Here is a 24,986-nt window from a genome sequence, read left to right as displayed (position 1 = left end):
CGGCGGCCGGTCCCCGCCGCTTCCGCTGTCTTCTCCGCTTCCTCCGCCTCCGCTACTTCAGCGGGAAGGACTTCGCTGCCGCTGCCGCCTGTGCCGGCCTGACCACCTTCAGGCCGCCGGGGGCCTTGGCGTCCGGCTTCATGATCACGCTCTCCCGGGTGGAGGGCGCCGCCGGGTCCGAGAAGTCGTGCGACATCCCGAAGTCGCTCCCGAAGTCCGTGATGGTCAGCAGCGCCTTGTCGATGCCCGCACGGGTGAGGTCCTTCGCGGCGCAGGCCTTCTTGAGGGCCTCGCCGTACAGCTTCGCCGCCGTGTATCCGGCGATGACGCCGTTGTCGAGGCCGTCCTTCGGGTACTCGGCGCCGTACTCCTTGGAGAGCTTGGCCGGACCCGCTCCCGGGTCGCCGATCGGCAGGGTGGAAGCGGCGACGTAGTAGTCCTTGAGCAGGGCCGGGCCCGCCTGGGTCTTCAGCAGCTGGGGGGCGAAGGCGGAGTTGTTGCCGATGACGGGGACCTTGAAGCCGGTGGCGGCGGCGACGCCGACCAGTGAGGCCGCCTGGCGCGGGCCCGCGCTGACCACGACGGCCTTGACCCCTGCCTGCTTGAGCGCCGCGACCTGGGCGGTCATGTCGTTGTCGGTGGGCTTGATCTTCTGCTGGACGACGGTGAGCCCCGCCTCCTTCGCCGCGTACTGGGAACCGGCCAGGGCGTTCTCGCCGTAGTCGCCCTCGAAGTAGACGTGCCCGATGCTGTCCCCCTTGGCGATGCGCTTCCCGGCGAGCAGGTAGTCGATCGCGTTGACGGTCTCGACGTCGTAGGTGGCGCCGATGACGCGGATGTACTTGCTGCCGAGCAGATTCGCCGACCAGGCCTGCGGCAGGACGAGTCCCTTGTCCTGGCCGTCGATCCGCTGCTCGACCGCCGCGACGAACGGCGAGCCGATGAACTGGACGAAGCCCAGCACCTTCGGCTCCAGCTCCGTGTATCCGGCGATGGCCTTCTGGGGGTCGTAGCCGTGGTCGCGGACGGTCAGCGCGATCTTCCGGTCGCAGATGCCGCCGGCCGCGTTGGCCTGCTTGACCCACAGCTGCTGGGCCTGGGTGACGCTCTTGCCGAGGGAGGCGTAGACCCCGGTCATGTCGGTGAGGGCGCCGAGGGAGATCACCGAGTCGGTGACGCCCTCGCCGGTCCTCACCCCGCCCTTGTCCTCGGCGCCGCCCCCGCCGGAGGTGTTCGCCTTCTCGCTGCAGCCCACGAGGGTGAGGGTGAGGGCCGCGCACACGGCCCCGAGCACACGCAGTTTCATTTCTTCTCCCCTGAGTTCTTCGAACGTGCCGGGCCACCGGGCAGGAGCCGTGTCAGGCCGCCGGGCAGGAACAGGACAGCCGCGACCACCGCGGCGCCGTACAGGTAGCGCGAGGCCTCGCCCGGTGCCAGACCGCCCGTACCGGGGGCGGAGACCAGAGGCAGGGAATCGCTGTAGTGGGTGAGCACCTGCGGCAGCAGCGAGACGAAGGCGGCCCCCACGACCGCCCCCGCCACGGTGCCGAGCCCGCCGATGACGATCATGGCGAGGTATTCGAGGGACAGGACCATGCCGAAGTACTCGGGCACGGTCCGCTGGAAGACCAACGCGAGCAGTACGCCCGCGAGCCCGGCGTACATCGAGGACAGGACGAAGACACCGGCCCGGTAGCGGGCCACCGGCACCCCCATCACGCCGGCCGCGATGCGGTGGTCACGGATGGCGTTCAGCGCCCGTCCCGGCCTGCCGCGCAGCACACCGCGGGCGAAGAGCCCACTGAGGAGCAGGGCGAGCAGCGCCGCGTACCAGAGCTTCTCGGCGGACTGGAAGGGCACCGCCGCCACCACGACCTCGGTGTCGTCGAAGTCGAGGCCGAACAGCGAAAGAGGCGGTACGGCACGGCCGTTGAAGCCGCCCGTGAGGGAGCCGGCGTTGAACAGCACATGCTGGCCGATGAAGATCAGCGCCAGGGTGGCGATGCCGAGATAGGCGCCGCGCAGCCGGCCGGCGATGGGGCTGAACAGTCCCCCCGCGACTCCGGCCAGGAGGACGGCGAGCACGGCGGCGAGCCAGCTGGGCAGGCCGAGTCCGGTGAGTTCGTGCCCGTTGTCCGTACTGCTCTCCCCGGCCAGGACGCAGTAGCCGTACGCGCCCACCGCGAGGAAGAAGGCGTGTCCCATGGAGAGCTGGCCGGTGGCGCCGGTGAGCAGGTTGAGTCCGATGGCGCCGATCGCGGCGGCCATCGCGAAGAGCCCGGCCTGCAGCCAGAAGCGGTCGAGGTAGAACGGGAACGCGAGCAGGAGCGCCGAGCCGATGGCCCAGAGCCAGGTACGGGGATGGCGCAGCCGCGCGCTGAGGCCGGCGCCCGGTCCACGGGTCATGGTCCCCGTCGGGCCCGGGGTGGTCGTGGTCTCAGACACGGGCGAGCTCCTTCGTACCGAAGAGTCCGGCGGGCCGCAGGAGCAGCACGATCACCATCACCAGGTAGGGGGCGAGGTCTCCGATGCCGCGGCCCAGGAAGGAGAGGTCGCTCTGGTAGCCGGTGGCGAGGGATTCGGTGACGCCGACGATCAGCCCGCCCGCCAGGGCCCCGGTCGTGGAGTCGAGTCCGCCGAGGATCGCGGCGGGGAAGGCCTTGAGGGCGGCCAGTGAGGTGGCCCGTTCCAGGCCGGGGGTGGGGAACACCGTGAGGAAGAGGGCGGCGACGGCGGCGAGCGCTCCGGCGACCGCCCAGGCGGCGAGCGAGACCCGGCCGAGTCTGATCCCCATCAGGGCGGCGGTCTGCGGGTTCTCGGCGGCCGCCCGCATCGACACCCCCCAGGAGGTGAAGCGGAAGGCGAGCAGGAACACGGTGATGAGGAGGGCGGCGGCGACGAAGGCCGCGACCCTGGTCTGGGCGAGGGTGACATCGCCGACGGTGATGACCCGGTCGCCCCAGGGGTCTCCGAGCGAGAGCACCTCCGTGCCCATGCGGCGGGTGAGTTCGGTGGTGAGGAGGATGTCGACGCCGATGGTGACGATGGCCAGGACGCTGTGGTCGCTGCCCCGGTAGCGGCGCATCACCAGGAACTCGACGGCCGCTCCGACGACGGCCGCGCCCGCGATTCCGACGGCGAGCGCGGGCCAGAAGCCGATGTCGTCGTGGAGCACGGCGGTGACGTAGCCGCCCGCGAGCAGCAGGGAGGCGTGGGCGAAGTTGACGACCTCGGTGGCCTTGAAGATGACGACGAAGCCGAGTGCGATCAGGGCGTAGACCGAGCCGATGGAGAGTCCGCCGAGGAGGAGTTCGATGAAGGTGGTCATTCCGGTGCCCCCAAGTAGGCCTGGACGACGGCCGGATCGTTCTGGACCTCGGCGGGGGTGCCGTCCGCGATCCTGCGTCCGAAGTCGAGTACGGTCACGGCGTCCGCGAGCCGCATCACCACTCCCATGTCGTGCTCGACGAGGACGATCGAGATGCCGAGGCTGTCGCGGACCCCGGCCACGACCGCCGCGGTGCGCCGGCGTTCGTCGGCGGTCATTCCGGCGACGGGTTCGTCCAGGAGCAGGACCCGCGGCTCCATGCACAGTGCGCGGCCGAGCTCGACGAGCTTCTGCTGCCCGTACGGGAGCGCCCCGGCGGGCCGCTCCAACTCCTTTTCCAGGCCGATGAATTCGGCGATCTCGCGGACCCGTTCGAGGTGGCGCCGGGCCTCGCGGGCGGCGGCCGGGAGGCGCAGTCCGCTCGCGAGGAACCCGGCGCGGGTGAGCCGGTGGCGGCCGAGCAGCAGGCTGTCCGCGACGGTGGCGTGCGGGGGCAGCGCGAGGTTCTGGAAGGTACGGGCGACGCCGAGGGCGGCGATCTTGTGCGGGGCGAGTCCGGTGAGTTCCGCCGTCCCGAGGCGGACGCTTCCGGCGGCGGCCCGGTACACCCCGGAGAGCACGTTGAAGCAGGTGGACTTCCCCGCCCCGTTGGGGCCGATGACGGCATGCACGCTGCCGGGTTCCACGGTGAAGGAGACGCCGTCCAGGGCGGTGAGCCCGGCGAAGCGGACGGTGATGTCACGGACGGCGAGTGCGGCCGGGGCGGTCGTGAGCGGTGCGGCTTGCCCGGCGGTCCTCATGCGGACCACCTGCTCAGGGTGCGTACGGAACCGGCTGCCCGGTCCGCGTCCGCGGCGGCCGTCTCGTCGACGACGCCCAGATAGCGCCGGCGCACCTCGTCGGATGCGGCGAGCGCGTCGGCCGGTCCCTCCAGGGTGACCTCGCCGACCTCCAGCACGTACGCCGTCGAGGCGAGCCGCAGGGCGATCGCCGCGTTCTGCTCGACGAGCAGGACGGAGGTGCCCGCCGCGTTGATCTCCCGCACCGTCTCGGCGATCCGCGCCGCCATCAGCGGGGCGAGGCCGAGCGAGGGCTCGTCGAGCAGCAGCAGCCGGGGCCGGGCCATCAGGGCGCGCCCCATGGCCAGCATCTGCTGCTCGCCGCCGGAGAGCAGCCCGGCGCGCTGGTGGGCGCGCCGGCCCAGGACCGGGAACAGTTCGTGTACGCGGGTCAGGGCGCCGGCCGACGCCTTGCGGCCGCCGCGGGCCCCGAGGGCGCCCGCCCGCAGATTGTCGGCCACCGTCATCCGGGCGAACACCTGGCGTCCCTCGGGGACCTGGACCACTCCGGCGGCCACCACCTGGGCGGGGCGCAGCCCGTCCAGCCGGTGCCCGTCGAAGCGGACGGTGCCCGTGCCCGTACCTCGGTGGAAGCCGAGGGTCCGCGAGACGGCCCGCAGCAGTGTGGTCTTCCCGGCCCCGTTGCCGCCGAGTACGGCGGTGATCGCGCCCGCCGGCACGTCGAGGGAGACGTCGCGCAGGGAGCGTACGGGGCCGTAGCTGACGGACAGTCCGCGGATCTCCAGCGTCGCCATGCGTCCTCCTCCTTCCGCCTTGTCGTCGAACCGGTCCGGCGCGATTCGCCGGGCCGGGCGGCGCCGTGGCGTCGGCCGCTGCTTCCGGCCGCGCCCGCCACCTGCGCCATGGGGCCCCAGACCAGCAGCGGGCGGGCCGCCCGTCCACGGAACCCGGCGCAGACGCTGCGGATGACCAGCGCGGGAGACCGGTGCTTGTGCACGCGCACAGAGTCGGACCGCCGGCTGTCGCCCCCCGTCCGGGCCGTCGGCATGCTCACGTCGGCGACACGGCGGCCGGGCGGCCGGGCGCGGAAGCGGTCCCCGGCGGAGTGCGGAGGACGGAGGACGGAGCGGGCATGCGGCAGCGCGGGGAGGAGCGGGTCTGGGCACGGCGCGCCGGCCGGCCGACGCGGCGCTGCTGACGTGCGGCCCCGGCGGGGAGGACGTCGTCTGCCTGGACGGCAGGGTCCTCGCGGCCCTGGTGGCCGGCCGGCCCGTGGTGTCGGCCTACCTGGCCGGGGAGGTCTTCGGCCCCCTGCCGGCCCGTGACCCGGCGGACCGGGGCCTGCTGGTGTCGACGCTGGACGCGTGGCTGGAGTGCGGAGGATCGGCGGCGCGGACGGCGGACCGGCTGGGCTGCCACCGCAACACCGTGCTGAACCGGCTGCGGTGGCTGGAGGGGCTGACGTCACGGTCGTTGTCGCGGCCGCGGGAGCTGGTAGAGGTGAAGGTGGTGCCGGCGCTGGACGCGGTGCGGTCGCTGCCGGGGGCGGCGGTGCTGCGAGGCGTCCGCACACCGGGGCTCCGCCCCGCGCACCGCGCCTCAAACGCCGGCGAGGCTGATGTCCGGCCCCTCCGGCGATTGAGGCGCGGGGAGGTCAGCGCAGGAAGTCCCGGGCGATGGACTCCGCCGCCCGCTCCAGCAGCGGCCCCGCCTCGGCCATGCACACCGCCGGATCCGGCTCCAGCTCGGTGAGCGCGTACGCACGGCGGATCCCGGCCCGGCCGAGCGCCTCGGGCGCCAGCGCGAGGCGGCCGCAGACCGCGACGACCTCGATGCCCGCCGCACGGGCCGCCGCGGCGACACCCGCCGGGGCCTTGCCGTGCAGGGTCTGCTCGTCGAGCGAGCCCTCACCGGTGATCACCAGCGTGGCGCGGGCCAGCGCGGGAGCGAAGCCGAGCACGTCGAGCATCACCTCGATCCCCGGCCGGAACCGCGCACCGAGGGCGACCAGCGCCCCGTACCCGATGCCGCCCGCCGCCCCGGCCCCGGGCAGTTCCGCGTGGTCAGGACCCAGCACCGAGGCGTAGTGGGCGAGCGCCGCGTCGAGGACCGCGATGTCCTCCTCGGTCGCGCCCTTCTGACGCCCGTACACCTCCGGCGCGCCCTTCGGCCCGGTCAGCGGGTTGTCGACATCGCTCGCGAGGACCAGGTCGATCCCGGCGAGCCGCGGGTCGAGCCCGGACAGATCGGCCGTGGCGAGATCGGCGAGCCCGCCGCCGCCGGGGCCCACGGGCTTGCCGTCCGCGTCCAGGAACCGTGCGCCGAGCGCGGCCAGCATGCCCGCACCGCCGTCCGTGGTCGCACTGCCGCCGACCCCGAACACCAGGGTCCTGGCGCCCGCTTCGAGCGCGGCGAGCAGCAGTTCGCCCGAGCCGTACGTGGTCGCGGTGAGCGGGGCGAACACGCCCTCGGGCAGCTGTTGGAGGCCCGAGGCCTCGGCCATCTCCACCACCGCCGTGGTGCCGCGCAGGGCGTACGCCGCCGTCACCGGCTCCCCCAGCGGCCCGGTCACCCGCGCCTCGCGGCGCTCGAACCCGGCGGCCACGGCCGCTGCCACCGTGCCGTCGCCGCCGTCCGCCACGGGCAGGGTCTCGACCCGCACCTCGGGGGCGATGCGCCGCAGCCCGGCCGTGACCCGCTCCGCGACCTGTACGGCCGTGAGCGAGCCCTTGAACTTGTCCGCCGCGACGAGCACGCGTGCGGTCTCCATCACTGCTCCGTCCGTCACCTTGATTCCCTTTGCTTTCGAACAGGCAGTCGCGCCGCCCCGACCTTATCCGGACCACCCGCCCCCTGCCCATGGCTGTCCGTGCCCTGGACCCGCGGCGCCCGGCAGGCTCCAGGAGTGTTCGCGAAGTAACGTCGTCCGCCGAACGGCAGGCCCTAGGCTGCTCGTGTGACCACCGATGACTACGCCACGTATATCGACGGACTCCCCAAAGTGCTCGCGGGCGCGGCCTGCATCTTCCGCGACGCGGAGGGCCGGCTGCTGCTCGTCGAGCCGAACTACCGGGACGACTGGACCCTGCCCGGCGGCACGATCGAGTCGGCCGAGGGCGAGACCCCCCGGCAGGCGGCCCGGCGCGAGTCGGCCGAGGAGATCGGTCTCGACCTGGAGCCGGGCCGGCTGCTCGCGGTCGACTGGGCGCGCGGCACCGCGCGGCCACCGATCGTCGCCTACGTCTACGACGGCGGCGTGCTCGACGAGCAGCAGCTGAAGGCGGTGCGCATCCAGGAGGACGAGCTGCTGTCGTGGAAGCTGGTCGGCCGGGCGGAGCTGGGCAGCCATCTGCCCGTCGGACTCGGGCTGCGGGTGAAGGCGGCGCTGGACGTCCTGGACTCGGGCGCGGGCGCGGCGGAGCTGGAGGACGGTCTGCCCGTCGCCTGAGGCGAGCGGCGAGGGGCGGGGGGCGAGGGGCGGGGGGGCTCACATGCCTTGGTCCTCCGCCAGTTCCTCCAGTTCCTGCCGCACCCGGCGGGAGGGACGGAACTCGTACAGGTCCAGGATTCCGGGCGGGTCCACGAGTCCCGGGCCGCCCGCCGCCACCCAGCCGGCGATGTCGGCGATCGCCTCGGTGTCGTTCACCAGGCCGAGCCAGACCGGCCGGCCACCGGCGCGGCGGCCTTCGGCGGACGGCTGGACGACCACGACGTCGGCCTGGTCGCAGGCGTCCAGGCAGTCCACGACCCGGACCGTCGCGATCCCGTCGAGCGAGCCGCGCACCGCGGCGAGCAGCCCCGCGTGGTCCACGCCCACGATCTTCGGGGTGCCGCAGCAGCAGCCGCGGCAGACGCTGACGGTGGGCCGGGGCGGGGTGGTGGCCCTGCGGTCGCGGCGGCTCATGCGGGCAGACTCCCGATCGGGACGTGGATGATCACCGTGGGACTGTACCGGGGCCGCTGTCGGCTCGAACGGGTGAGCTCCCCCGCTGCCGGGTGCGGTAATGTTGTGGGTTGCGAAGGGGAGTAGCCCTGCAAACCGGTCGTCGACACACTGGAACCCCCGGGTTCCCGGTGGCCGGGTTCGTGGATCATCACGGGCGGGCGAGACCTTCGGTCAGGTATGACACACCCGCGTCCCGCGGGTGCCGCCGTCATGCCGGGCCGAGTGGTCCTCCGAAAAGCCCGAGTGGCACTTCGCGGAAGGCCCCGGAGCCCGGCTCTTACAGAAAGCCACCCGGAATGCATCTCGACCCCCTGGCGATCCTCACCGCTTTCGGGCTGATCTTCCTCGCGGAGCTCCCCGACAAGACGATGTTCGCGTCGTTGGCCATGGGCACGCGCATGCGCCCGCTCTACGTCTGGTTCGGCACGTCGTCCGCGTTCATCGTCCATGTCGCCATCGCGGTCGGAGCGGGCGGCCTCCTCGGGCTGCTGCCCGACTGGATCGTCAAGCTCGTCTCGGCGTCCCTCTTCGCGTTCGGCGCGTTCATGCTGCTCCGGGCCCACGCGGGCGACGAGGACGACGAGGACGGCCCGAAAACGGTGACCGGCTTCTGGCCCGTCTACTCGACCGCCTTCATGGCGGTGTTCATCAGCGAATGGGGCGACCTCACCCAGATCACCACGGCCAACCTGGCCGCGAGCAACGGCGCCTGGTCCACCGCGATCGGGTCCGCGGCGGCCCTGATGTCCGTATCGGCGCTGGCGCTGCTCGCCGGACGCTTCATCGCCAAGCGCGTACCGCTCAAGACGGTCCAGCGGATCGGCGGCGTGTGCATGCTCGGCCTGGCGATCTGGACGGTCGTCGAGATCTTCGTCGGCTGACGCGAGGAGCCCCGGCACGGGGCACCGACGCGGGCCCGTCCGCCCGGCACGTGGGCGGGGGCGGGCCCGCGGGTCGCGTGCTCTAGAAGAGTGCCTGGACCGTGTCCCGCGTACCGTTCTCGAAGGCCAGCAGCCGCTGCTTGCGGTCGAGTCCGCCGCCGTATCCGGTGAGACTCCCCGACGCTCCGATCACCCGGTGGCAGGGCACGATGATGCCGACCGGGTTCTTGCCGTTGGCCAGCCCCACCGCACGCGAGGCCCCGGGCTTGCCGAGGATCTCGGCCAGTTCGCCGTACGAACGCGTCTCACCGTACGGAATCCGCCGGAGCTCCGCCCAGACGGTGCGCTGGAACGGCGTTCCGTCCAGGTGCAGCGGAAGGTCGAACTCCTTTAGTTCACCCGCGAAATAGGCGTCCAGCTGCCGGATCGTCTCGCCGAAGGGGACGGGATCGGGCTCGCCGAAGGTCTCCTCGGGCGGACGGTGCCGCTGAGCGGTCATGTAGAGGCCGGCGAGGACCCCGTCGGTGGCGACGAGGGTCAGCGGGCCGTAGGGGCTGTCGGTCACGGTGTGCCGCCGGGAGGCGACGACGGTGGTGGTGCGTGCTGTGGTCACGATGGACTTCCTGGTGCGGGAAGGTGGTTGATGGGGTGGTCGTCGACGGTCCACAGATACTGGACCGCATACGCCCGCCATGGGCGCCAGGCCGCCGCGCGGGTGGTGAGCGCGGCCGGTGTCGAGGGCAGACCTAGTTCCCGCGCGGACCGCCGGATGCCGAGATCCGTCGGCAGGAAGGCGTCCGGATCGCCGAGTGCCCGCATGGCGATGACCTCGACCGTCCACGGCCCGAAGCCGGGCAGCGCGGCCAGTTCGGCGCGCGCCTTCTCCCAGTCGGTGTCGGTGCCGAGCCGCAGCGAACCGTCCGCCAGCGCCTCGACGAGTGTGGTGAGCGTCCGGCGGCGGCTGCGCGGCAGGGCCAGCTGCTCGGGATCGAGCCCGGCCAGCGCCCCGGATGCCGGGAAGAGGTGGGTGAGACCGCCCTCCTGGTCGTCGACGGGCGTGCCGTGGGCGGTGACCAGCCGGGCCGCGTGGGTACGGGCCGCGGCGGTCGACACCTGCTGGCCGAGCACGGCCCGCACGGCGAACTCCGCGCCGTCGACCGTTCTCGGCACCCGCCGCCCCGGCGCCTTGTCGACCAGCGGGGCGAGCAGCGGATCGGCGCGCAGCTGTTCGTCGACCGCGACCGGATCCGCGTCGAGGTCCAGCAGCCAGCGGCAGCGGCTGATGGCCAGGGTGAGATCACGCGGGTCGGTGAGCGAGAGCCGGCAGGCGATGTGGTCGGGGTGCGGGGTGAGGGCGACGATGCCGTGCCCGTACGGAAGATCGAGCGTGCGACGGTAGGCGCCGTCGCGCCACTCCTCCACGCCGGGGACGGCCGTCGCGGCGAGGTGCCCGAAGAGGTTGCTGGGGTTGAGCGGTGCGCGGTACGGCAGCCGCAGCGCTATCACGCCCGGCGTGGACGGGGGTTTCGCCGACCGAGCTGCGCGGCCGCGCAGCTCGCCCGGGGCGAGGGCGAAGACTTCACGGACGGTGTCGTTGAAGGTGCGGATCGAGGCGAACCCGGCCGCGAACGCCACCTCGGCCATGGGCAGCCCCGTGGTCTCGATCAGCACCCGCGCGGTCTGTGCCCGCTGCGCCCTGGCCAGCGCCAGCGGGCCCGCGCCCAGCTCCGCGAGGAGCTGCCGCTCGATCTGCCGGGCGGAGTACCCGAGCCGGGTGGCGAGCCCGGGTACCCCTTCCCGGTCGACGACCCCGTCCCGGATGAGCCGCATCGCGCGGGCGACGGAGTCGGCGCGGGCGTTCCACTCGGGCGACCCCGGACTGGTGTCGGGCCGGCACCGCTTGCAGGCCCGGAATCCGGCCTGCTGGCAGGCGGCGGAGCTCGGGTAGAAGGTCATGTTCTCGACCTTGGGCGGCACGACGGGGCAACTCGGCCGGCAGTAGATCCCGGTGGTCAGGACCGCGGTGAAGAACCAGCCGTCGAAACGGGAGTCCTTGGACCGGACAGCTCGCACGCAGCGCTCGGTGTCGGTGTGCATGGTTCAAGGATGGGGCACCCGGCCGGGCCACGGCTGGCGAGAATCCGACATCAGCCCTGAGCTGCCCGCACCGCTGCGATCCGCTCCTCCTCTCGCCCCGTTCCGGACTTCGCACGAGAATGGGACAGGGCGGCTGCGGCGAGCGACGAGAAGGAGGCCCGACGATGACGGACGCACAGGCGACACCGATCTGCTCCCACCTGGACCAGGTGCGGCAGGTCGCCCCGGACAGTGCCGACTCCTGCACGGAATGTGTCGCGAAGGGCGACACCTGGGTGCATCTGCGCGAGTGCCCGACCTGCGGACACGTCGGATGCTGCGACTCGTCCCGCAACAAGCACGCCACCGCGCACCACTCCACCACCGGGCACCCGCTCATCCGCTCCTACGAGCCGGGCGAGACCTGGTGGTGGTGTTACGAGGACGAGGTGACCTTCGACGTCGAGGGAGCCGGACCGGCGCGGACCGCCTGAGTCCGGCGCGGACCGCCTGAGTCCGGCACGGACCGCCTGAGGGCGAGCGGGTCCGGGGCTCCCGGCGCCCACTCCGGGCCCGCACCGCGCTGCGCGGGGCCGGCCGGGCGCCTCGTCGAGCACGACGACACCGAGTCCCGCTTCCGCGCCCTCGCGGACCCGCACCGCCCCTGAGGCCGAGGGTCACCTGCGGGACGGACCCGACTCCCGCAGCCGGCGCCATACCGCCTTCGCCGCGTGGTGTCCGGACATGCCGTGCACACCCGGTCCGGGCGGGGTCGCCGACGAGCAGATGAAGACCGCCGGATGCGCCGTCGCGTACGGCACCCGGGCGAGCCTGGGGCGGATCACCGTCTGCAGCCCCGAGAAGGCACCGCAGGCGATGTCCCCGTCCACGTAGTTCGCGTTGCGCGCGGCGAGCTGGGGCGGTCCCGTCACCGCGCGGGCGAGCACCAGGTCACGGAAGCCGGGGGCGAAGCGCTCCAGCTGGCGTTCGATGACCTCGGTGGCGTCGCCCTCCCAGCCTGCCGGGACGTGTCCGTACACCCAGAACACCTGCTTGCCCTCGGGGGCGCGGGACGGGTCGACGAGGCTGGGCTGGGCGGTGATCAGGAACGGCACACTCGGGTCGTGGCCGGTGACCGCGGCGTGCAGGGCGGAATCGATCTCGCCGGCCGTGGGGCCGATGTGCACCGTGCCCGCCCGGCGGGCCTCATCGGCGGTCCAGGGGACGGGGCCCGACAGGGCGTAGTCGATCTTGAAGCAGGACGCGCCGTAGCGGTAGCCCTGATAGGCGTTGCCCAGTCCGGCGATCCGGGCCAGCGCGGTCGGCGAGGTGTCGAAGATGTAGGCGCGGGCCGGCGGGAGTTCGTCCAGTCGCTTGACCTCCGTACCGGTGTGGATGACACCGCTCTGTTCCCGCAGGTACGAGGCGAGGGCGTCGGAGATGGCCTGGGAGCCGCCGCGCGGCACCGGCCAGCCCTTCTCGTGCGCGGCCAGGGCGAAGAGCAGGGCGATTCCGCCCGTCGCGACACCGCCGGTGGGGGCTATGGCATGGGCGGCCAGTCCGGCGAAGAGGCCGCGCGCCTTCTCGCCGCTGAAGCGACGGGACAGCAGCGTGGCGGGCTGGATGGCGTCCAGACCGAAGCGCACCCAGCGGTACGGGTCGCGCGGCAGCCCGTCCCACGGGGTACGCAGGAAGTCCTGGGCGATGCTGTCCCAGTGGCCGAGGAACGGTGCGAGGAGTCTGCGGTACGCCCCCGCGTCACGCGGTCCGAGCGACATGGCGCTCTCCCCCACCGAGCTCGCCAGCACGGCGGCGGACCCGTCCGGGAACGGGTGGGCGAGGGCCAGCCGGGGCTGCAGCCACTCCAGGCCGTGCCGGGCGAGCGGCATCGCGTCGAAGGCGGGTGAGCCGATGCCGAGCGGGTGGACCGCCGAGCAGGGGTCGTGGCGGAAGCCGGGGAGGGTGAGCTCCTCGGTGCGGGCTCCGCCGCCGACGGTCCGCCCGGCTTCGAAGACCTCCACGGTGTAGCCGCGGCGGGCCAGTTCGACTGCGGCGGTCAGCCCGTTGGGGCCTGCCCCCACGACGACTGCGTCAAGCATCGACGGCACCTTCGGACTCCTTTGTCAGCCGACGGTCGGAGTCCCCAGGATATTCACAGGCGCAGGCGCTGCGGGCGCGGGTAGGGTTCCCGCTCGATGACCTCTGCGAACCCGGCGCGGCCGCCGCGCCCCACACCGCTCTCCGATCCGCTCCCCGGCTCCGGGGCGGCCCCGGAGGATTCCGCGACGTACCGGTGGATCGGCGCCATGGCCGAACGGCTCGTCGCCGTGCCCGGGATCCGGGCCGTCGTCCTGGGCGGCAGCCGGGCCCGGGGCACCCACCGCCCGGACTCCGACTGGGATCTGGGCCTCTACTACCGCGGCGTCCCGGACCTGGCCGCGCTGACCGCGCTGGCCCGTGAGGTGCAGGGTTCGCCGGTCGAGGTGGCCGGGCCCGGCGGCTGGGGGCCCTGGGTCAACGGCGGGGCCTGGCTCCGGGTGGACGGCACGCCGGTGGACTGGATCCTGCGCGATCTGGACCGGGTCGAGGCGGTCTGGTCCGACTGCCGCCAGGGGCGCTACGAGGTGGGCGTCCAGCCGGGCCATCCGCTCGGCTTCTGGTCCCCCGCCTATCCGGGCGAGGTCGCACTCGGACGGGTACTCGCTGACGTGCAAGGGGAATTGACGGAGCTTCAGGCCGAGACCCGCGACTACCCGGAACCGCTGCGCACGGCCCTCGCCGATGCGGCCTGGGAGGCGGAGTTCTCGGTGGCGTCGGCCCGTAAGTCGGCTCCTTCCGGCGACCGGCTCCATGTCTCGCTCTGCCTGTCCCGGGCGTTCGGCATCCTCACGCAGTCGCTCCACGCCCATCACCGCACCTGGTGCCTCAACGAGAAGGGCGCGCTGGCGGCGGCCGCCGCCCTGCCGGACACGCCCGCGGACTTCGCGGACCGGGCCGGCGAGGCGCTGCGGGGGCTGGACGCCGCGGCGGTGGAAACGGCCGCGGAAGTCGTGAACGACGTACGGGCGGTCCTGGCCGGCACGTCCGCCCAGGACCCTGACCGAAGCTGAGCCGTCGGGCAGGCCCTACGATTCCGCCATGATCGCCGAACTGCAGTGCGTGGTGCTCGACTGTCCCGATCCCGCGCGTCTCGCCGGGTTCTACCACTCGCTGCTCGGCGGGCGTGTGAACCAGGCGGACCGCCGATGGGCGCTCGACGAGAACTGGGCGACGCTGCACACCGCCGCCGGGCTGGTGCTCGCCTTCCAGCGGGTGGCGGACCACCGGCCGCCGCGGTGGCCCGATCCGGAGCGCCCGCAGCAGTTCCATCTGGACTTCGGGGTCCCCGACCTGGACGCGGCCGAGTCCGAGGTGGTGGCGGCCGGTGCGGCCGTACTCGACGACGGCGCCGGGTCCGCGCGGCCGTGGCGTATCTACGCCGACCCCGCAGGGCACCCGTTCTGCCTGGTCAAGCACGGTACGAGCGTGAACTGAGGCAATCCGCCCAGTCCCGCCGGACGGCCGTGGCGCAGCGGGCCGGGGGCGGCGAGGCCCGCGCCTGCCTCGCCGCCCCCGGCTCCTCAGCCCCCGTCTCCTCAGCCCCCGTCTCCTCGGCCTGCGTCTCCTCAGCCTGCGTCTTCTCAGCCCCCGGCGCGCAGCGCGGCCAGGACGCTGTCGGCCGTCGCCCGGTCGCGGGCGGCCGTGAAGGGCAGGTCGTTGCCCCCGGCGATACGGAACGGCACACCGGACAGCGTGGCCTGGGCGCCGCCCGCCTCGGTGACCAGCAGGAGGCCCGCCGCGTGGTCCCAGGCGAACTCCCAGTTGAAGGCGACCGCGTCCAGGGCCCCGCGGGCGACGCCGAGGTATTCGAGGCCGGCCGAGCCGCAGGGGCGGGCGTCGATGCCCTCGGTGCGCAGCCCCAGCAGGGCGCGCTTCTGGGCGTCGGTGGTGTAGTCGGGGTGCGACATCGCCACCCGCAGGACCGTGCCGGGCGCGGGCGAACCGGAGTGCAGGGGCGCGCCGTTGAGTGTCGCGCCCCGGCCCCGGACGGCCACGGCCATCTCGTCCAGGGCGGCGGCGTACGTCCAGGAGGCCAGGGTCTCGCCGTGGTGCGCGAGGGCGACCAGGGTGCAGAAGCCGGGCTCGCCGTGGACGAACTGGCGGGTGCCGTCGACCGGGTCGACGATCCAGACGGGCGCCTCGCCGCTCAGTGCCTCGTACACCTTCGGATCGGCGTGGACCGCCTCCTCACCGACGACCACCGAACCGGGCAGGAGCCGGCTCAGGGAGGCGGTGAGGTGTTCCTCGGCGAGGCGGTCCGCGGTGGTCACGAGGTCGTGCGGGCCGTTCTTCTCGACGATCTCGTGTGCGGCGAGCTGCCGGTAGCGCGGCATGATCTCGGCGGCGGCCGCTGCGCGGACCGCCGCCTCGACCTCGGTCAGGTCCCCGGCAAGGAAGTCATCGATCATGCCCCCAGCTAAGCACGCGGGGCCGGGGCGACGACGACCTGGTCATGACGGGTGGATGGCCGGCCGGCGTCCGGTCACGACCGGCCCGGTCGTGACCGGGTGGCGGCGCCGGTCAGCGGGCGACCGCGTACCCCTGCATTCCCCGCGGGTTCGCGGCCGCGGACAGCACCCCGGTCCGCGGGTCGCGGGCGACCGCGCACATCCGGCCCTCGGACCACGGGTCACCGACGTACCGCACGGCCCGGCCACGCTCCCACTCACTCCTCGAACCGTCTGAGCACGGCCCTCGCCTCAGGGTGGCAGCCGGGTGGAACCATCGCCGTCGCGCAACGCCGACCGCCCAAGCTGCCAAGTCTTCAGCAGATGAGACGCCAGCCGGCTTTCCAGGTACACAGTGGCGTCAGCGCCGAAAGCCACCTCGGCATCCAGGCTCGGTTCCTCGGTGAGCAGCCCGCCGATCACCTCTCGCCGTACGACCTGCTCGTGGACGGCGTCCGCCTCCACATGCTCGGTGTAGAAGCGTTCGGCCGCGGGCCCGGCGCCGACGCGCCGCATCGCCGCAGCGAGTCGTCGGGAACCTGGCGACGAGGTGATCTCCACGCATGCGAAATGGCCCACCAGTGCGCCGCGCAGGGCTCGCCGCAGGCCGAACAGCGTCATGACGTTAACGACGGCGAGCGCGGGGGCGGGCGCCGCCTCCACGTAGCCGCCGTAGGCGGTGTCCAGGCCCAGGTCGTCCATCAGCTCGGCGAAGAGCTGAGCGTGAATGTTCTCGGCCCGCCCGGCACCGAACTCGTCGTATTCGATGGCGACCATGCCGGCCTTGGCCCGCCCGCGCAGCCGGGGGATCACCCAGGCATGCGGGTCCGCCTCCTTGAGGTGGTAAAGGGAGCGCAGGGCGGCGTACTCGCGCATCTGCCACAGTTCTCCCGCGTGTTCGAGGTGGTGGGCGACGCTGCCACGATGATCTGCAGGCTCGACCAGCAGCTCTCCGACGGCCTCGTCGGCCGAGCGTCCGGAAGGAACGTCGGTCCGCAGAGCGCCGAGGAACCGCCGTTCGAGGGCCCGGCGCAACGGCATCAGCGCCGGGTCCCATTCACGGTCCTCGGCGACTGCTGCGAATCCTTGGTAGTGCAACTCGTAGAGCACGTAGAGGGCCAGCTGCAGGTCTTCCCCGTACGGATCCGCGGCTGCGGCGTCGTCCACCCCTGGAGGAGCATGCTGCGGCGATGCAAGGGCAGCGAACAGACCGGCCGAGAGCGGCCCTCGAGCACGGGGCACGGTGGGGCCGGCAGGGCTGTGCTCAGTGGTGGTTGCCATCATGCGTGTCCTTCGGGTCGCTGCCGGAAGACCGGTCGCCGCCCTCGCTGCTGCCGGCGCGGGAAGGTTTCGTACGGCGGCGGTGGCTGGTGTCGCACCAGGGATACGCGCGGCTGCGGCGGCAGGTGCAGACGGCGACGACGAACCGGTCGGAGGCGGTGGTCGTGCCGTCCTCCTGGACGATTTCCACCGGCCCTTCGATGAGAATCGGACCGTCGCGGACAACGGTCACACGCCTGGCGTGGTCAGGTTCGTTCGGCACGGATGACCACCAGTTCCTCTGTGTCTTCGTCGGCGTTGATCAGTCCCTGATCCCGCAGCCACGGCAGTCTCTTGGTGATCACGGGTCCGTAGGGCACGCAAGACCGCTCCGTCACGGAGCAGCGCAGGCCGGAATCCGTCATCCTGCTGAGCGTCTCCTCGACGCCGCAGAGCCCGGAGTGCACCAGGAGCAGTACGCCGTGTGGCCGGAGCAGGTCCCGTGCATGAGCGCATATCCGGTCCAGGGCCTGCCGCCCGCCGTGTCCGGCGTCCCAGGCGACCGCGGATCCATGAGGGTGGGAACGGTGTTCGTAGGGTGTGGGCACGTAGGGCGGGTTACTCATCACCAGATCGAAGCGCTGACCGACGACCGGCCCGGTGAGGTCGCCGTGCATCACCCGGATACGGTGACCGGCGCGGGCGGCGTTCATCCGTGCGGTCATCACTGCCCGCCGGGAGATGTCGGTCGCTGTCACCCGGGCGCGCATCCGCGCGGCCAGCAGAGCGAGCGCGCCGCTTCCGGTGCAGACATCGAGGACTTCCATGCCCGCTGTGAGCCCTTCACTTCGAAGAGCCTGGGCGAGCAGGTAGGTATCGGCCTGCGGAGCGTAGACCCCCGGCAGCGTCCACAGGTTCCCGAAGCCGGCGGGCCGTGTGGCAGCGATCGTCATCGAAAGCCTCCCCATGGGGACACAGACAGGTTCGGGATCCCGCTCGTCTCGCCAGGCACGTGCCCACCTCGTCCAGGTTCGACCTTCTTGGTGGCCGCCGCCACTGGAGCCGCGGTCTCCGGCCTCCTGCCCTGTCGTTGGCGCCGCCAAGGCCCAGGTGGACGCGGGTCAGTGGCCGGAGCTGGGAGCAACCCTCCGATACGAGATCAGGATCGGGCCGTTCACCCTGCACAACCGGACCGTGGTGCGCCGCAGCGAACCGACCGCCGTCCTCGAGCTGGAGGCGGACAGTGGGCCGCTGGGGTCCGCCAGGATCGCGATTGAGCTGCGGCCCTGGGGCGAGCACACGCTGATCATCTTTGACGAACACCCCCTACGCGGTGCGGGAGGCGCTCTGCACAACGGCCTCCTGGACGCGGCCCAGCAAGTGAGGCACCGCGTGATGCTGGGCCGTCTGGCCCGGCTGTGCGAGGCCGGCGAAGTCCCGCCCCGCTCGGCTCGCGGGCGACCGCGACCTCGCAGGGTGTGAACCGATACCCCGCTGGCCCCAACCGCTCCCCCGGACGGGGCGCCAACCACCGAGCCGGGAGCCAGCCATGCCGGACGCCGTAGTGATCGGGGCGGGTCCCAACGGGCTGGTCGCGGCCAACCTCCTGGCCGACGCGGGCTGGAGCGTGGAGGTTCTGGAAAGCCCAGAACGAGCCCGGTGGAGCGGTCCGCCACGACCGGAGAGTGGACCCGGAATTCACCAGCGACCTCTTCAGCGCCTTCTACCCCCTCGCGGCCGCCTCCCCGGTCCTGGGCGGCCTGCGTCTGGAGCGTGAGGGGCTGAGCTGGAGCTACGCCCCGAAAGTGCTCGCCCACCCCCTGCTCGACGGCCGCTGCGCCGTCCTCAGCCGTGACCTGGAAGAGACGGCCGCGAGCCTGGAGGCGTTCGCTCCCGGGGACGGGGCCGCGTGGAAAGAGCTGCGGAACGTCTGGGAGACACTGCGGCCCGGCATCATCGACGCACTGTTCACGCCGTTCCCCCCGGTCCGCGCCGGCGCCCGTCTGGCGCTCCGGCTGCGCGCGGCGGGTGGGCTCCGACTGGCCAGGACGATGGTGCTGCCGGTGCGACGACTGGGAGAGGAGGAGTTCCGCGGAGAGGGCGGCAGACTCCTGCTCGCGGGCAATGCCCTGCACGCGGACCTCGCACCGGAGGCGGCGGGCAGCGGCGGCTTCGGCTGGCTCATGTCCATGCTCGGCCAGACCTACGGCTTCCCCGTCCCCACCGGAGGCTCCGGGGCGCTCACCTCCGCTCTCGTCCGCCGGCTCGCGCGGCACGGCGGTACCGTCCGCTGCGGGGAACACGTCACCGAGGTCATCGTCCGCGGCGGCAGGGCCGTCGGAGTACGCACCGCGAGTGGCGAGGCAGTCCCGGCCCGCAAGGCAGTCCTGGCCGATGTGTCCGCGCCCGCGCTCTACGGCTCCCTGGTGGCCGAAGAGCACCTTCCCGGACAGCTGCTCGCCGACCTGAAGCGTTTCCAGTGGGACTTCGCCACGTTCAAGGTGGACTGGGCGCTGAACGGCCCGGCGCCCTGGACCTGCCCGGAGGCCGCACAGGCAGGGACCGTCCACCTCGCGGAGGGCGTGGACAGCCTCACCCGCTTCGCCTCGCAGATCGCCATGGGCCGCATCCCCGACGAACCCTTCGCCCTCTTCGGCCAGATGACCACCGCCGACCCCAGCCGCTCGCCCCTCGGCACCGAATCCGCGTGGGCATACACGCATGTTCCGCACCGGGTCCGGGGAGACGCTGGGGAGGCTGGACTGACCGGGTCCTGGGACATCCCCGAGCAGGAGATCATGGCGGACCGGGTCGAAGCACAGGTCGAACGCTATGCCCCGGGCTTCCGCGGCCTCATCAAGGCCCGGCGCATCCTCGCCCCACCCACTCTGGAGAGCATGGATGCCAACCTCCACGGCGGCGCCATCAACGGCGGAACCACCGCCATGCACCAGCAGTTGGTCTTCCGCCCCTCCCCCGGCACGGGCCGCCCGGAGACGCCCCTTCCCGGGCTCTATCTCGCCTCTGCTTCCGCGCACCCCGGCGGCGGTGTTCACGGCGCCCCCGGAGCCAACGCAGCGCGAGCGGCTCTGCGCCGACAGCACACCGAACTCCTGCCTTACTTCCAGCGCCGATTGACTCAACGCGACCGCAAGGGCAGGAAAACATAGCGCCCCGCGCCGCCACGACCGCGGCCCGTAGCCAATTCACACCAGTCATGATCCCCACCGCAGAGCACTCCAGCGGCATCGTTCGTCACGCCTCCGGCTGATAGCCACACCACCCGCCGAACAGCTCTGGGGGAAGCGGCAGCCGGGCGGAGGGTCCAGCGGGCTGGGCAGCTCGCCGTGGAGCACGATACGTTCACGGGAGCGCTGGAGAACCGGGTCGGGTACCGGAGCGGCGGGGAGCAGGGCCTGCGTGCAGGGGTGCTTGGCGGCGGCGAACAGCTCGGCGGTGGGGGCCTGTTCGACGATCTGGACGAGGTACGTCACGGCGATCCGGCGCCCGAGGCGGCGAAGTGCCGCTCCATCGAGCGATCGGACAACGGCGGGCGCGGAAGGTGTGAAGACACCTTCCGCGCCCGCCGCCGTCAGCCCGTTTCCGGACGTCGCTGTACTCAGGGGTGGCTGACGAGATTGGCCACGTTCGACGAGGAGTTGGAGGGGCCGCCCCGCCCGTTGATGACGTGGCGGATCGTTCCGGTGCCGCCGAGCGAGACGGTCACCATGCTCTGGAACCGGACGTTCGGGTTGTCCGGGACCTCGAAGGCGTGCTCGGCCGTCACCGCCGGGTTCGAGCTGAAGTAGCAGTAGCTTCCGAGCCCGTACGCCTGGTGGCTGGTGACCGAGTCCGCGACCTTGTAGGCGGCGTAGCCCTGGGTGGAGCCGTTCATCCAGGACGCCTGGTCCGGCACGTCGTACGGCATCTCGTTCTGGTAGAAGTACGTGCGCCCGCCGTTGCCGTTCCAGATCGTCTGGTGCTTCTGGTAGTGCTCGACGAAGAGTCCGTACATCGTCACGTCGTCCCCGTTGACGACGAGGCCGGTGTCCGCCTTGTTGCTGTTCCAGCCGATGCCGCTGCCGTGATCGCCGCGCCAGATCCACATGTGGTCGCCGATGACGTGGTCGCTGTTGACCACCAGGCTGGTGGTCGCCCGGCCCACGGCGGCGCCGCCGACCCGGAAGAAGACATCGTGCAGCGAGGTCGGATTCGCCGCGTGCCCGGCCGAGGAGCCGGCCGGGCCGACCTCCATCAGGGTCTGGGAGTTCGTCGTACCGGCGTCGAAGAGGATGCCGGCGACCTTGACCCCGTCGACGTCGGCCACCGTCATCGCGGTGACCCCGTTGTCCGGGATGAACGTGGCAAGGCCGAGCCCCAGGACGACGGTGTCGGGCCTGGTCACCTTCAGCGTCTGGTCGAGGTGGTAGACGCCCGGGGTGACCAGCAGGTTCTTCCCCTCGGCCAGCGCGGCGTTGATCTGCGCGGCCGTGGCTCCCGCCTTCACGACGAAGAACTTGTCCATGCCGATCGAGGTGCCCGCGGCGTTGCCGCCTGCCCAGGTGGTGCCCGAGGCGTTGCTGCGGACGGCCGGCACGAACACCTGGTAGGCGCCGGCGCCGTCCACGTACAGGAAGGGCTTCTCCCGGATCACGGGCGCCTGGTTCACCGTGGTGTAGGGCGGGTTGGGGAAGCTGGTGGCCGGGACGCCCTGGCTGCCGACGAAGACCATGTTCCAGTTGGAGCCGGTCCAGCTGCCGAGCGTGGAGTTACGGGTGATCCACTGCTGCTGCGTACCGGACCGCACCTGGCCGTCGATCTTGGTGTCGGCCATGAAGCCGCCGCTGGCCCAGCCGCCGTCGTCCAGGGCCAGATTGCCGCGCACATGCATGCGCCGGTACGGGGCCGCCTGGGAAACGGCCCAGCGGTCGGTGCCGCCGGTCGGGTTCACCGAGAGGTTCTCGGCGCCGCGCCAGAAGTTCTGGGTGGCGTTCTGCGGCGGGAACCAGTCCGCCTCGGCGTGAACGGCGCCGTTGATCGTCACCGAGTCGGGCGACTGTCCGAGTCCGAGGACCTGGGTGTAGAAGCCCACGTTGACGTCGTTGCTGTACGTACCCGGCTTGAACATCACCGCGTAGCGCTGGTTGCCGAACTGATTGGTCTCCTGCTGCCGGAAGATCGAGTCGAGCCGGCTCTGAATGGTGGCCGACGGCATCGACGGGTCGAAGACCACCACGTTCGGCCCGAGGTCCACATCGCCCGGCGCGGTGGCGACCGGTGTGACCTGGAACCGCTGGGCCGCGGTGTTGTTGCAGGTGTACTGGACGAGCTGGACGCTGTCGGCCGTCGAGGCGGCGGGCACGTCCAGGCACTTGCCGCTGTTGCGGTTGACGAAGTGGTAGGCGCCGCCGCCCTCGTCGACGGGCTGCCACTGCTGGTTGGTGCCGCCGCCGTACGTCCAGAGCTGGACGGCGGCGCTGTCGGCGGTGGACACATCGCTGACGTCCACGGTCTGGGCGGCGTCGTTGCGGTTGTTGATGCGCACATAGCCGCCGGAGGTCGCGGTCAGGCTCCACTGCTGGGCCGTGGAGTTGTTGCACGTGTACTGCTGGACGGCGGTGCCGTTGACGGTCGCGGCGGACCGGGCGTCCAGGCACTTGCCGCTGCCGCTGTTGACGACGGTGGCCCAGCCGGACGGCAGCGCGGCTGCCGCCGCGGCGGCCGGGGCGGGCCCGGCCGGGACCGCGGCCGGGGCGGGGGTGGCGGCCAGGACCGACCCGGCCAGGGCGCCGGCCGCGAACACCGCGGTCAGCGCCCGCCGTCGGCGGGTCGGCGAGAGGCCGGATCGGCGGCCCTCGGTGGGCCTTCGGACAGATCTGGGCACGGTTGTCTCCTGTGCGGGTCGGACGGCGCGACGGGCAGGGCGGGCAGGGCGGGCAGCACGATCTGGACGGTCAGGCGGCGTACAGGCCGGTCAGCCGGCGTACAGGCCGGTCAGCCGGCGTACTGGGCGAACACCTTCGTGAAGTCCCAGGGCTGCTGGGATACGCCCGAGCAGGAGTCGGCGCCGCCTCCGGCGCACGGGCGGTCCCGGTTGACCGACCAGAAGGTGAGCCGGGCCAGATGGCGCTGCTGGGCGTAGGCCAGGATGGTGCGGAAGTCCGCGACCGTCACCGTCTCGTTGTCGTCGGTGATGCCGTTCATCGAGGAGATCCCGGTGTGCCGGTACGCCTGGTCGTCCGTGTATCCGTAGGCGCTCTTGACGACGTTCTTCAGCCCTTCGGCCGCGCTGACGGTGAGGTTGCCCATGTTCTGGCCCGCCCCGCCGAAGTCGAACGGCATGATCGTCCAGCTGTCCACGGTCAGCCCGGAGGCCGACGCCTTGCGGACCATGCTGTCGTCCGGCCCGCTCTGGCCGGTGCCGAAGGTGACGTACACCTTGATGCCCGGGTTGTTGGCCTTGACGGTCTTCAGCGCGTCGACCGTGCGCTGCTGCACCGTGGCGCTGGCGTACGCGTCGGCCTCGATGTCGATGTCGATCGCCTTGAGGCCGTAGGCGTTGATCACCTTCTGGTACGCGGCCGCCAGCTCGCCCGCACTGGAGCACGAGCTCTCCAGCTTGTTGCCGCTCCAGCCGCCGAAGGACGGGATGACATCGCCGCCGGCACTCCGGACGGTGTTGACCGTCTGCTGGTCGACGCCGCCGGTCAGCGGTCTGCCGCCGTCCCACTGCGGGTTGCAGTAGCCGTTGCTGAGGACGAAGGCGAGCGTGAACCACTTGACGCCGGTGGCGTTCATGACGGTGGTCGGGCTGGGCGGGCTGCCCCAGCCGTTGTAGAGGTACGGTGCGACCGCCATGGCCCCGGGAGCGGCCGGGTCTCCCCCGCCTCCGCCCTCGACGGCGGGCGCGGTCCACTTCTGGTTGGTGGCCCCGGTGCAGGTCCAGATCTGGAGCCGGGTGCCGTTGGCCGAACTGTTCCCCGTGGCATCCAGGCACTTGTCGGCCTGCGGGTTCACGATGTCGCGCGCACCGCTGACCGCCCACCGCTGGGCCGCCGAACCGTTGCAGTCCCACAGCTGAACGACGGTTCCGTCCGCCGTACCGCCCGACGCGACGTCAAGACACTTGCCCAGCGCCTTGACCGTCCCGTCACTGCCCAGGCTCCACTGCTGAGCGGCGGAGCCGTTGCAGTCGTAGAGCTGTACGGGAGTGCCGTTGGCACTGCTCGCCGCGGCCACGTCGACGCACTTGCCGCCGACCCCGGTGATCTGTCCGGTGGCCGTGGCCGCGCCCAGGGCGGGCGAGCCGGTCAGCCCGGCGAGGAGGGCGGCGGCGGCCACGACTCCCAGGGCGCTCCGTACGGCGGGGGCGTGCCCGCGCAGCAGGTCTCGGCGCATCAACTGTTCACCGTCCACTTCTGGTTGGTGGCCCCGGTGCAGGTCCAGATCTGGAGCCGGGTGCCGTTGGCCGAACTGTTCCCCGTGACGTCCAGGCACTTGTCGGCCTGCGGGTTCACGATGTCGCGCGCACCGCTGACCGCCCACCGCTGGGCCGCCGAACCGTTGCAGTCCCACAGCTGAACGACGGTTCCGTCCGCCGTACCGCCCGACGCGACGTCAAGACACTTGCCCAGCGCCCTGATCGTGCCGTCGCCGCCGACACTCCACTTCTGGGCGGCGGAGCCGTTGCAGTCGTAGAGCTGTACGGGAGTGCCGTTGGCACTGCTCGCCGCGGCCACGTCGACGCACTTGCCGGCCAGGCCGGTGATGGTCCCCGAACCGGCCGGGGGCTGGGTGTCGCTGGTGGTGACGCGTACGTGGTCGACGACGAGTTGCTGGGGGAAGGTGGTGTTGTTGTCGGGGTCGCCGGGCCAGTAGCCGCCGACGGCGAGGTTGAGGATGAGGAAGAAGGGCTTGTTGAAGGCCCAGGTGTTGCCGCCGGTGTCGGCGGGGGTGCGGTGCTGGTAGACGTTGCCGTCGACGGACCAGGTGATGGAGTCGGGGGCCCAGTCGATGGCGAAGGTGTGGAAGTCGTCGGCGAAGGCCTGGCCGCCGGGGAGGGTGTATCCGGCGCCGATGCCGGCGGAGCCGGAGTAGCCGGGGCCGTGCAGGGTGCCGTGGACGGTGGAGGGTTCGAAGCCGACGTTC

25 protein-coding genes and 2 pseudogenes are annotated in these 24,986 nt (G+C 72.2%); 8 read left to right on the top strand and 19 right to left on the bottom strand.

Annotation, left to right across the window (positions count from 1 at the left end):
- Window positions 1–52 precede the first annotated feature (52 nt).
- The 5 genes from ACZ6S6_RS34995 to ACZ6S6_RS34975 are packed head-to-tail and all read right to left on the bottom strand — an operon-like array spanning window position 53 to window position 4,922.
- Window positions 53–1,306: an ABC transporter substrate-binding protein gene (locus ACZ6S6_RS34995; RefSeq protein WP_469709025.1), complete on the bottom strand. Its 1,254-nt coding sequence runs from the start codon at window positions 1,304–1,306 to the stop codon at window positions 53–55.
- The gene (locus tag ACZ6S6_RS34990) at window positions 1,303–2,445 is read right to left on the bottom strand and encodes a branched-chain amino acid ABC transporter permease (protein ID WP_469709023.1); all 1,143 of its coding nucleotides are present in this window, start codon (window positions 2,443–2,445) and stop codon (window positions 1,303–1,305) included. Before ACZ6S6_RS34990 ends, ACZ6S6_RS34995 begins: the two co-directional genes overlap by 4 nt.
- The gene (locus ACZ6S6_RS34985) at window positions 2,438–3,328 is read right to left on the bottom strand and encodes a branched-chain amino acid ABC transporter permease (protein ID WP_362954500.1); all 891 of its coding nucleotides are present in this window, start codon (window positions 3,326–3,328) and stop codon (window positions 2,438–2,440) included. Before ACZ6S6_RS34985 ends, ACZ6S6_RS34990 begins: the two co-directional genes overlap by 8 nt.
- Entirely contained in the window at window positions 3,325–4,128 is an 804-nt protein-coding gene (locus ACZ6S6_RS34980) for an ABC transporter ATP-binding protein (RefSeq protein ID WP_469709021.1), read from the bottom strand. Before ACZ6S6_RS34980 ends, ACZ6S6_RS34985 begins: the two co-directional genes overlap by 4 nt.
- Entirely contained in the window at window positions 4,125–4,922 is a 798-nt protein-coding gene (locus tag ACZ6S6_RS34975; protein ID WP_469709020.1) for an ABC transporter ATP-binding protein, read from the bottom strand. Before ACZ6S6_RS34975 ends, ACZ6S6_RS34980 begins: the two co-directional genes overlap by 4 nt.
- Window positions 4,923–5,385: 463 nt before the next feature.
- Here ACZ6S6_RS34975 and ACZ6S6_RS34970 point away from each other — a divergent pair, with 463 nt between their 5' ends.
- On the top strand, window positions 5,386–5,880 hold the full coding sequence (locus tag ACZ6S6_RS34970) for a helix-turn-helix domain-containing protein (protein ID WP_469709018.1): 495 nt from the start codon (window positions 5,386–5,388) through the stop codon (window positions 5,878–5,880).
- Here the strand turns inward: ACZ6S6_RS34970 and ACZ6S6_RS34965 are convergent.
- The gene (locus ACZ6S6_RS34965; RefSeq protein WP_362954505.1) at window positions 5,783–6,898 is read right to left on the bottom strand and encodes a glycerate kinase; all 1,116 of its coding nucleotides are present in this window, start codon (window positions 6,896–6,898) and stop codon (window positions 5,783–5,785) included. The two genes, ACZ6S6_RS34970 and ACZ6S6_RS34965, sit on opposite strands and share 98 nt — an antisense overlap.
- A 186-nt stretch (window positions 6,899–7,084) precedes the next feature.
- On the opposite strand from ACZ6S6_RS34965, the gene ACZ6S6_RS34960 reads away from it, so the two are divergent.
- Window positions 7,085–7,576, top strand: a complete 492-nt coding sequence (locus ACZ6S6_RS34960) for an NUDIX hydrolase (RefSeq protein ID WP_362954507.1) — start codon at window positions 7,085–7,087, stop codon at window positions 7,574–7,576.
- 39 nt (window positions 7,577–7,615) lie between these two features.
- Here the strand turns inward: ACZ6S6_RS34960 and ACZ6S6_RS34955 are convergent, their stop codons facing one another.
- Window positions 7,616–8,032 (bottom strand): (2Fe-2S) ferredoxin domain-containing protein, encoded by a 417-nt coding sequence (locus ACZ6S6_RS34955; RefSeq protein ID WP_362954509.1) that lies wholly within the window; start codon window positions 8,030–8,032, stop codon window positions 7,616–7,618.
- 338 nt (window positions 8,033–8,370) lie between these two features.
- On the opposite strand from ACZ6S6_RS34955, the gene ACZ6S6_RS34950 reads away from it, so the two are divergent.
- Window positions 8,371–8,955: a TMEM165/GDT1 family protein gene (locus ACZ6S6_RS34950; RefSeq protein WP_362954511.1), complete on the top strand. Its 585-nt coding sequence runs from the start codon at window positions 8,371–8,373 to the stop codon at window positions 8,953–8,955.
- An 82-nt stretch (window positions 8,956–9,037) separates the two neighbouring features.
- Here the strand turns inward: ACZ6S6_RS34950 and ACZ6S6_RS34945 are convergent, their stop codons facing one another.
- Window positions 9,038–9,568 carry a methylated-DNA--[protein]-cysteine S-methyltransferase gene (locus tag ACZ6S6_RS34945; RefSeq protein WP_469709015.1) on the bottom strand — a complete coding sequence of 177 codons (531 nt, stop codon included), beginning with the start codon at window positions 9,566–9,568 and terminating at the stop codon, window positions 9,038–9,040.
- Window positions 9,565–11,052: an AlkA N-terminal domain-containing protein gene (locus ACZ6S6_RS34940; RefSeq protein ID WP_469709013.1), complete on the bottom strand. Its 1,488-nt coding sequence runs from the start codon at window positions 11,050–11,052 to the stop codon at window positions 9,565–9,567. Before ACZ6S6_RS34940 ends, ACZ6S6_RS34945 begins: the two co-directional genes overlap by 4 nt.
- A gap of 164 nt (window positions 11,053–11,216) precedes the next feature.
- Here ACZ6S6_RS34940 and ACZ6S6_RS34935 point away from each other — a divergent pair, with 164 nt between their 5' ends.
- Window positions 11,217–11,525, top strand: coding sequence for a UBP-type zinc finger domain-containing protein (locus ACZ6S6_RS34935; protein ID WP_362954516.1), 309 nt, complete (start codon window positions 11,217–11,219; stop codon window positions 11,523–11,525).
- A 183-nt stretch (window positions 11,526–11,708) separates the two neighbouring features.
- Here ACZ6S6_RS34935 and ACZ6S6_RS34930 read toward each other — a convergent pair whose 3' ends face one another.
- The gene (locus tag ACZ6S6_RS34930) at window positions 11,709–13,139 is read right to left on the bottom strand and encodes a phytoene desaturase family protein (RefSeq protein ID WP_469709011.1); all 1,431 of its coding nucleotides are present in this window, start codon (window positions 13,137–13,139) and stop codon (window positions 11,709–11,711) included.
- Window positions 13,140–13,337: 198 nt separating this feature from the next.
- Here ACZ6S6_RS34930 and ACZ6S6_RS34925 point away from each other — a divergent pair, with 198 nt between their 5' ends.
- The gene (locus tag ACZ6S6_RS34925; protein ID WP_469709095.1) at window positions 13,338–14,141 is read left to right on the top strand and encodes a nucleotidyltransferase domain-containing protein; all 804 of its coding nucleotides are present in this window, start codon (window positions 13,338–13,340) and stop codon (window positions 14,139–14,141) included.
- A 28-nt stretch (window positions 14,142–14,169) separates the two neighbouring features.
- A complete protein-coding gene (locus tag ACZ6S6_RS34920) occupies window positions 14,170–14,565 on the top strand; it encodes a VOC family protein (protein WP_469709009.1) in 396 nt (131 codons plus the stop codon).
- 146 nt (window positions 14,566–14,711) lie between these two features.
- On the opposite strand, the gene ACZ6S6_RS34915 is transcribed toward ACZ6S6_RS34920, so the two are convergent.
- The 5 genes and pseudogenes from ACZ6S6_RS34915 to ACZ6S6_RS34895 all read right to left on the bottom strand — a co-directional run bounded on the left by ACZ6S6_RS34915 (window position 14,712) and on the right by ACZ6S6_RS34895 (window position 17,791).
- The gene (locus ACZ6S6_RS34915) at window positions 14,712–15,539 is read right to left on the bottom strand and encodes an inositol monophosphatase family protein (protein WP_469709007.1); all 828 of its coding nucleotides are present in this window, start codon (window positions 15,537–15,539) and stop codon (window positions 14,712–14,714) included.
- A gap of 112 nt (window positions 15,540–15,651) precedes the next feature.
- Window positions 15,652–15,789 (bottom strand): annotated as a pseudogene (locus ACZ6S6_RS34910) (gamma-glutamyltransferase); the annotation flags it as partial.
- A 41-nt stretch (window positions 15,790–15,830) separates the two neighbouring features.
- Entirely contained in the window at window positions 15,831–16,859 is a 1,029-nt protein-coding gene (locus ACZ6S6_RS34905; protein WP_469709093.1) for an iron-containing redox enzyme family protein, read from the bottom strand.
- On the bottom strand, window positions 16,843–17,091 hold the full coding sequence (locus tag ACZ6S6_RS34900; protein WP_362954524.1) for a CDGSH iron-sulfur domain-containing protein: 249 nt from the start codon (window positions 17,089–17,091) through the stop codon (window positions 16,843–16,845). The genes ACZ6S6_RS34905 and ACZ6S6_RS34900 overlap by 17 nt, the downstream gene beginning before the upstream one ends.
- A gap of 13 nt (window positions 17,092–17,104) precedes the next feature.
- Window positions 17,105–17,791 (bottom strand): HemK2/MTQ2 family protein methyltransferase, encoded by a 687-nt coding sequence (locus ACZ6S6_RS34895; RefSeq protein WP_469709005.1) that lies wholly within the window; start codon window positions 17,789–17,791, stop codon window positions 17,105–17,107.
- A 13-nt stretch (window positions 17,792–17,804) separates the two neighbouring features.
- Between ACZ6S6_RS34895 and ACZ6S6_RS34890 the strand changes: the two genes are divergently transcribed.
- Complete coding sequence (locus ACZ6S6_RS34890; RefSeq protein WP_469709003.1) at window positions 17,805–18,320, top strand: SRPBCC family protein; 516 nt, start codon at window positions 17,805–17,807, stop codon at window positions 18,318–18,320.
- A 67-nt stretch (window positions 18,321–18,387) separates the two neighbouring features.
- A pseudogene (locus ACZ6S6_RS34885) lies at window positions 18,388–20,008 on the top strand (phytoene desaturase family protein).
- Window positions 20,009–20,053: 45 nt separating this feature from the next.
- Here ACZ6S6_RS34885 and ACZ6S6_RS34880 read toward each other — a convergent pair.
- The 4 genes from ACZ6S6_RS34880 to ACZ6S6_RS34865 form a co-directional block, all read right to left on the bottom strand.
- On the bottom strand, window positions 20,054–20,332 hold the full coding sequence (locus tag ACZ6S6_RS34880) for an oligopeptide/dipeptide ABC transporter ATP-binding protein (RefSeq protein ID WP_469709001.1): 279 nt from the start codon (window positions 20,330–20,332) through the stop codon (window positions 20,054–20,056).
- Between the two features lie 125 nt (window positions 20,333–20,457).
- The gene (locus ACZ6S6_RS34875; RefSeq protein ID WP_469709092.1) at window positions 20,458–22,650 is read right to left on the bottom strand and encodes an RICIN domain-containing protein; all 2,193 of its coding nucleotides are present in this window, start codon (window positions 22,648–22,650) and stop codon (window positions 20,458–20,460) included.
- 182 nt (window positions 22,651–22,832) lie between these two features.
- Window positions 22,833–24,236: an RICIN domain-containing protein gene (locus ACZ6S6_RS34870; RefSeq protein WP_362967509.1), complete on the bottom strand. Its 1,404-nt coding sequence runs from the start codon at window positions 24,234–24,236 to the stop codon at window positions 22,833–22,835.
- The coding region (locus ACZ6S6_RS34865; protein WP_469708999.1) for a ricin-type beta-trefoil lectin domain protein at window positions 24,236–24,986 on the bottom strand (751 nt) is incomplete at its 5' end. The genes ACZ6S6_RS34870 and ACZ6S6_RS34865, both read right to left, overlap by 1 nt.

The organism is Streptomyces sp. NPDC048671 (genome assembly GCF_055587045.1).
This window is presented reverse-complemented; position numbering and strand designations above follow the sequence as displayed.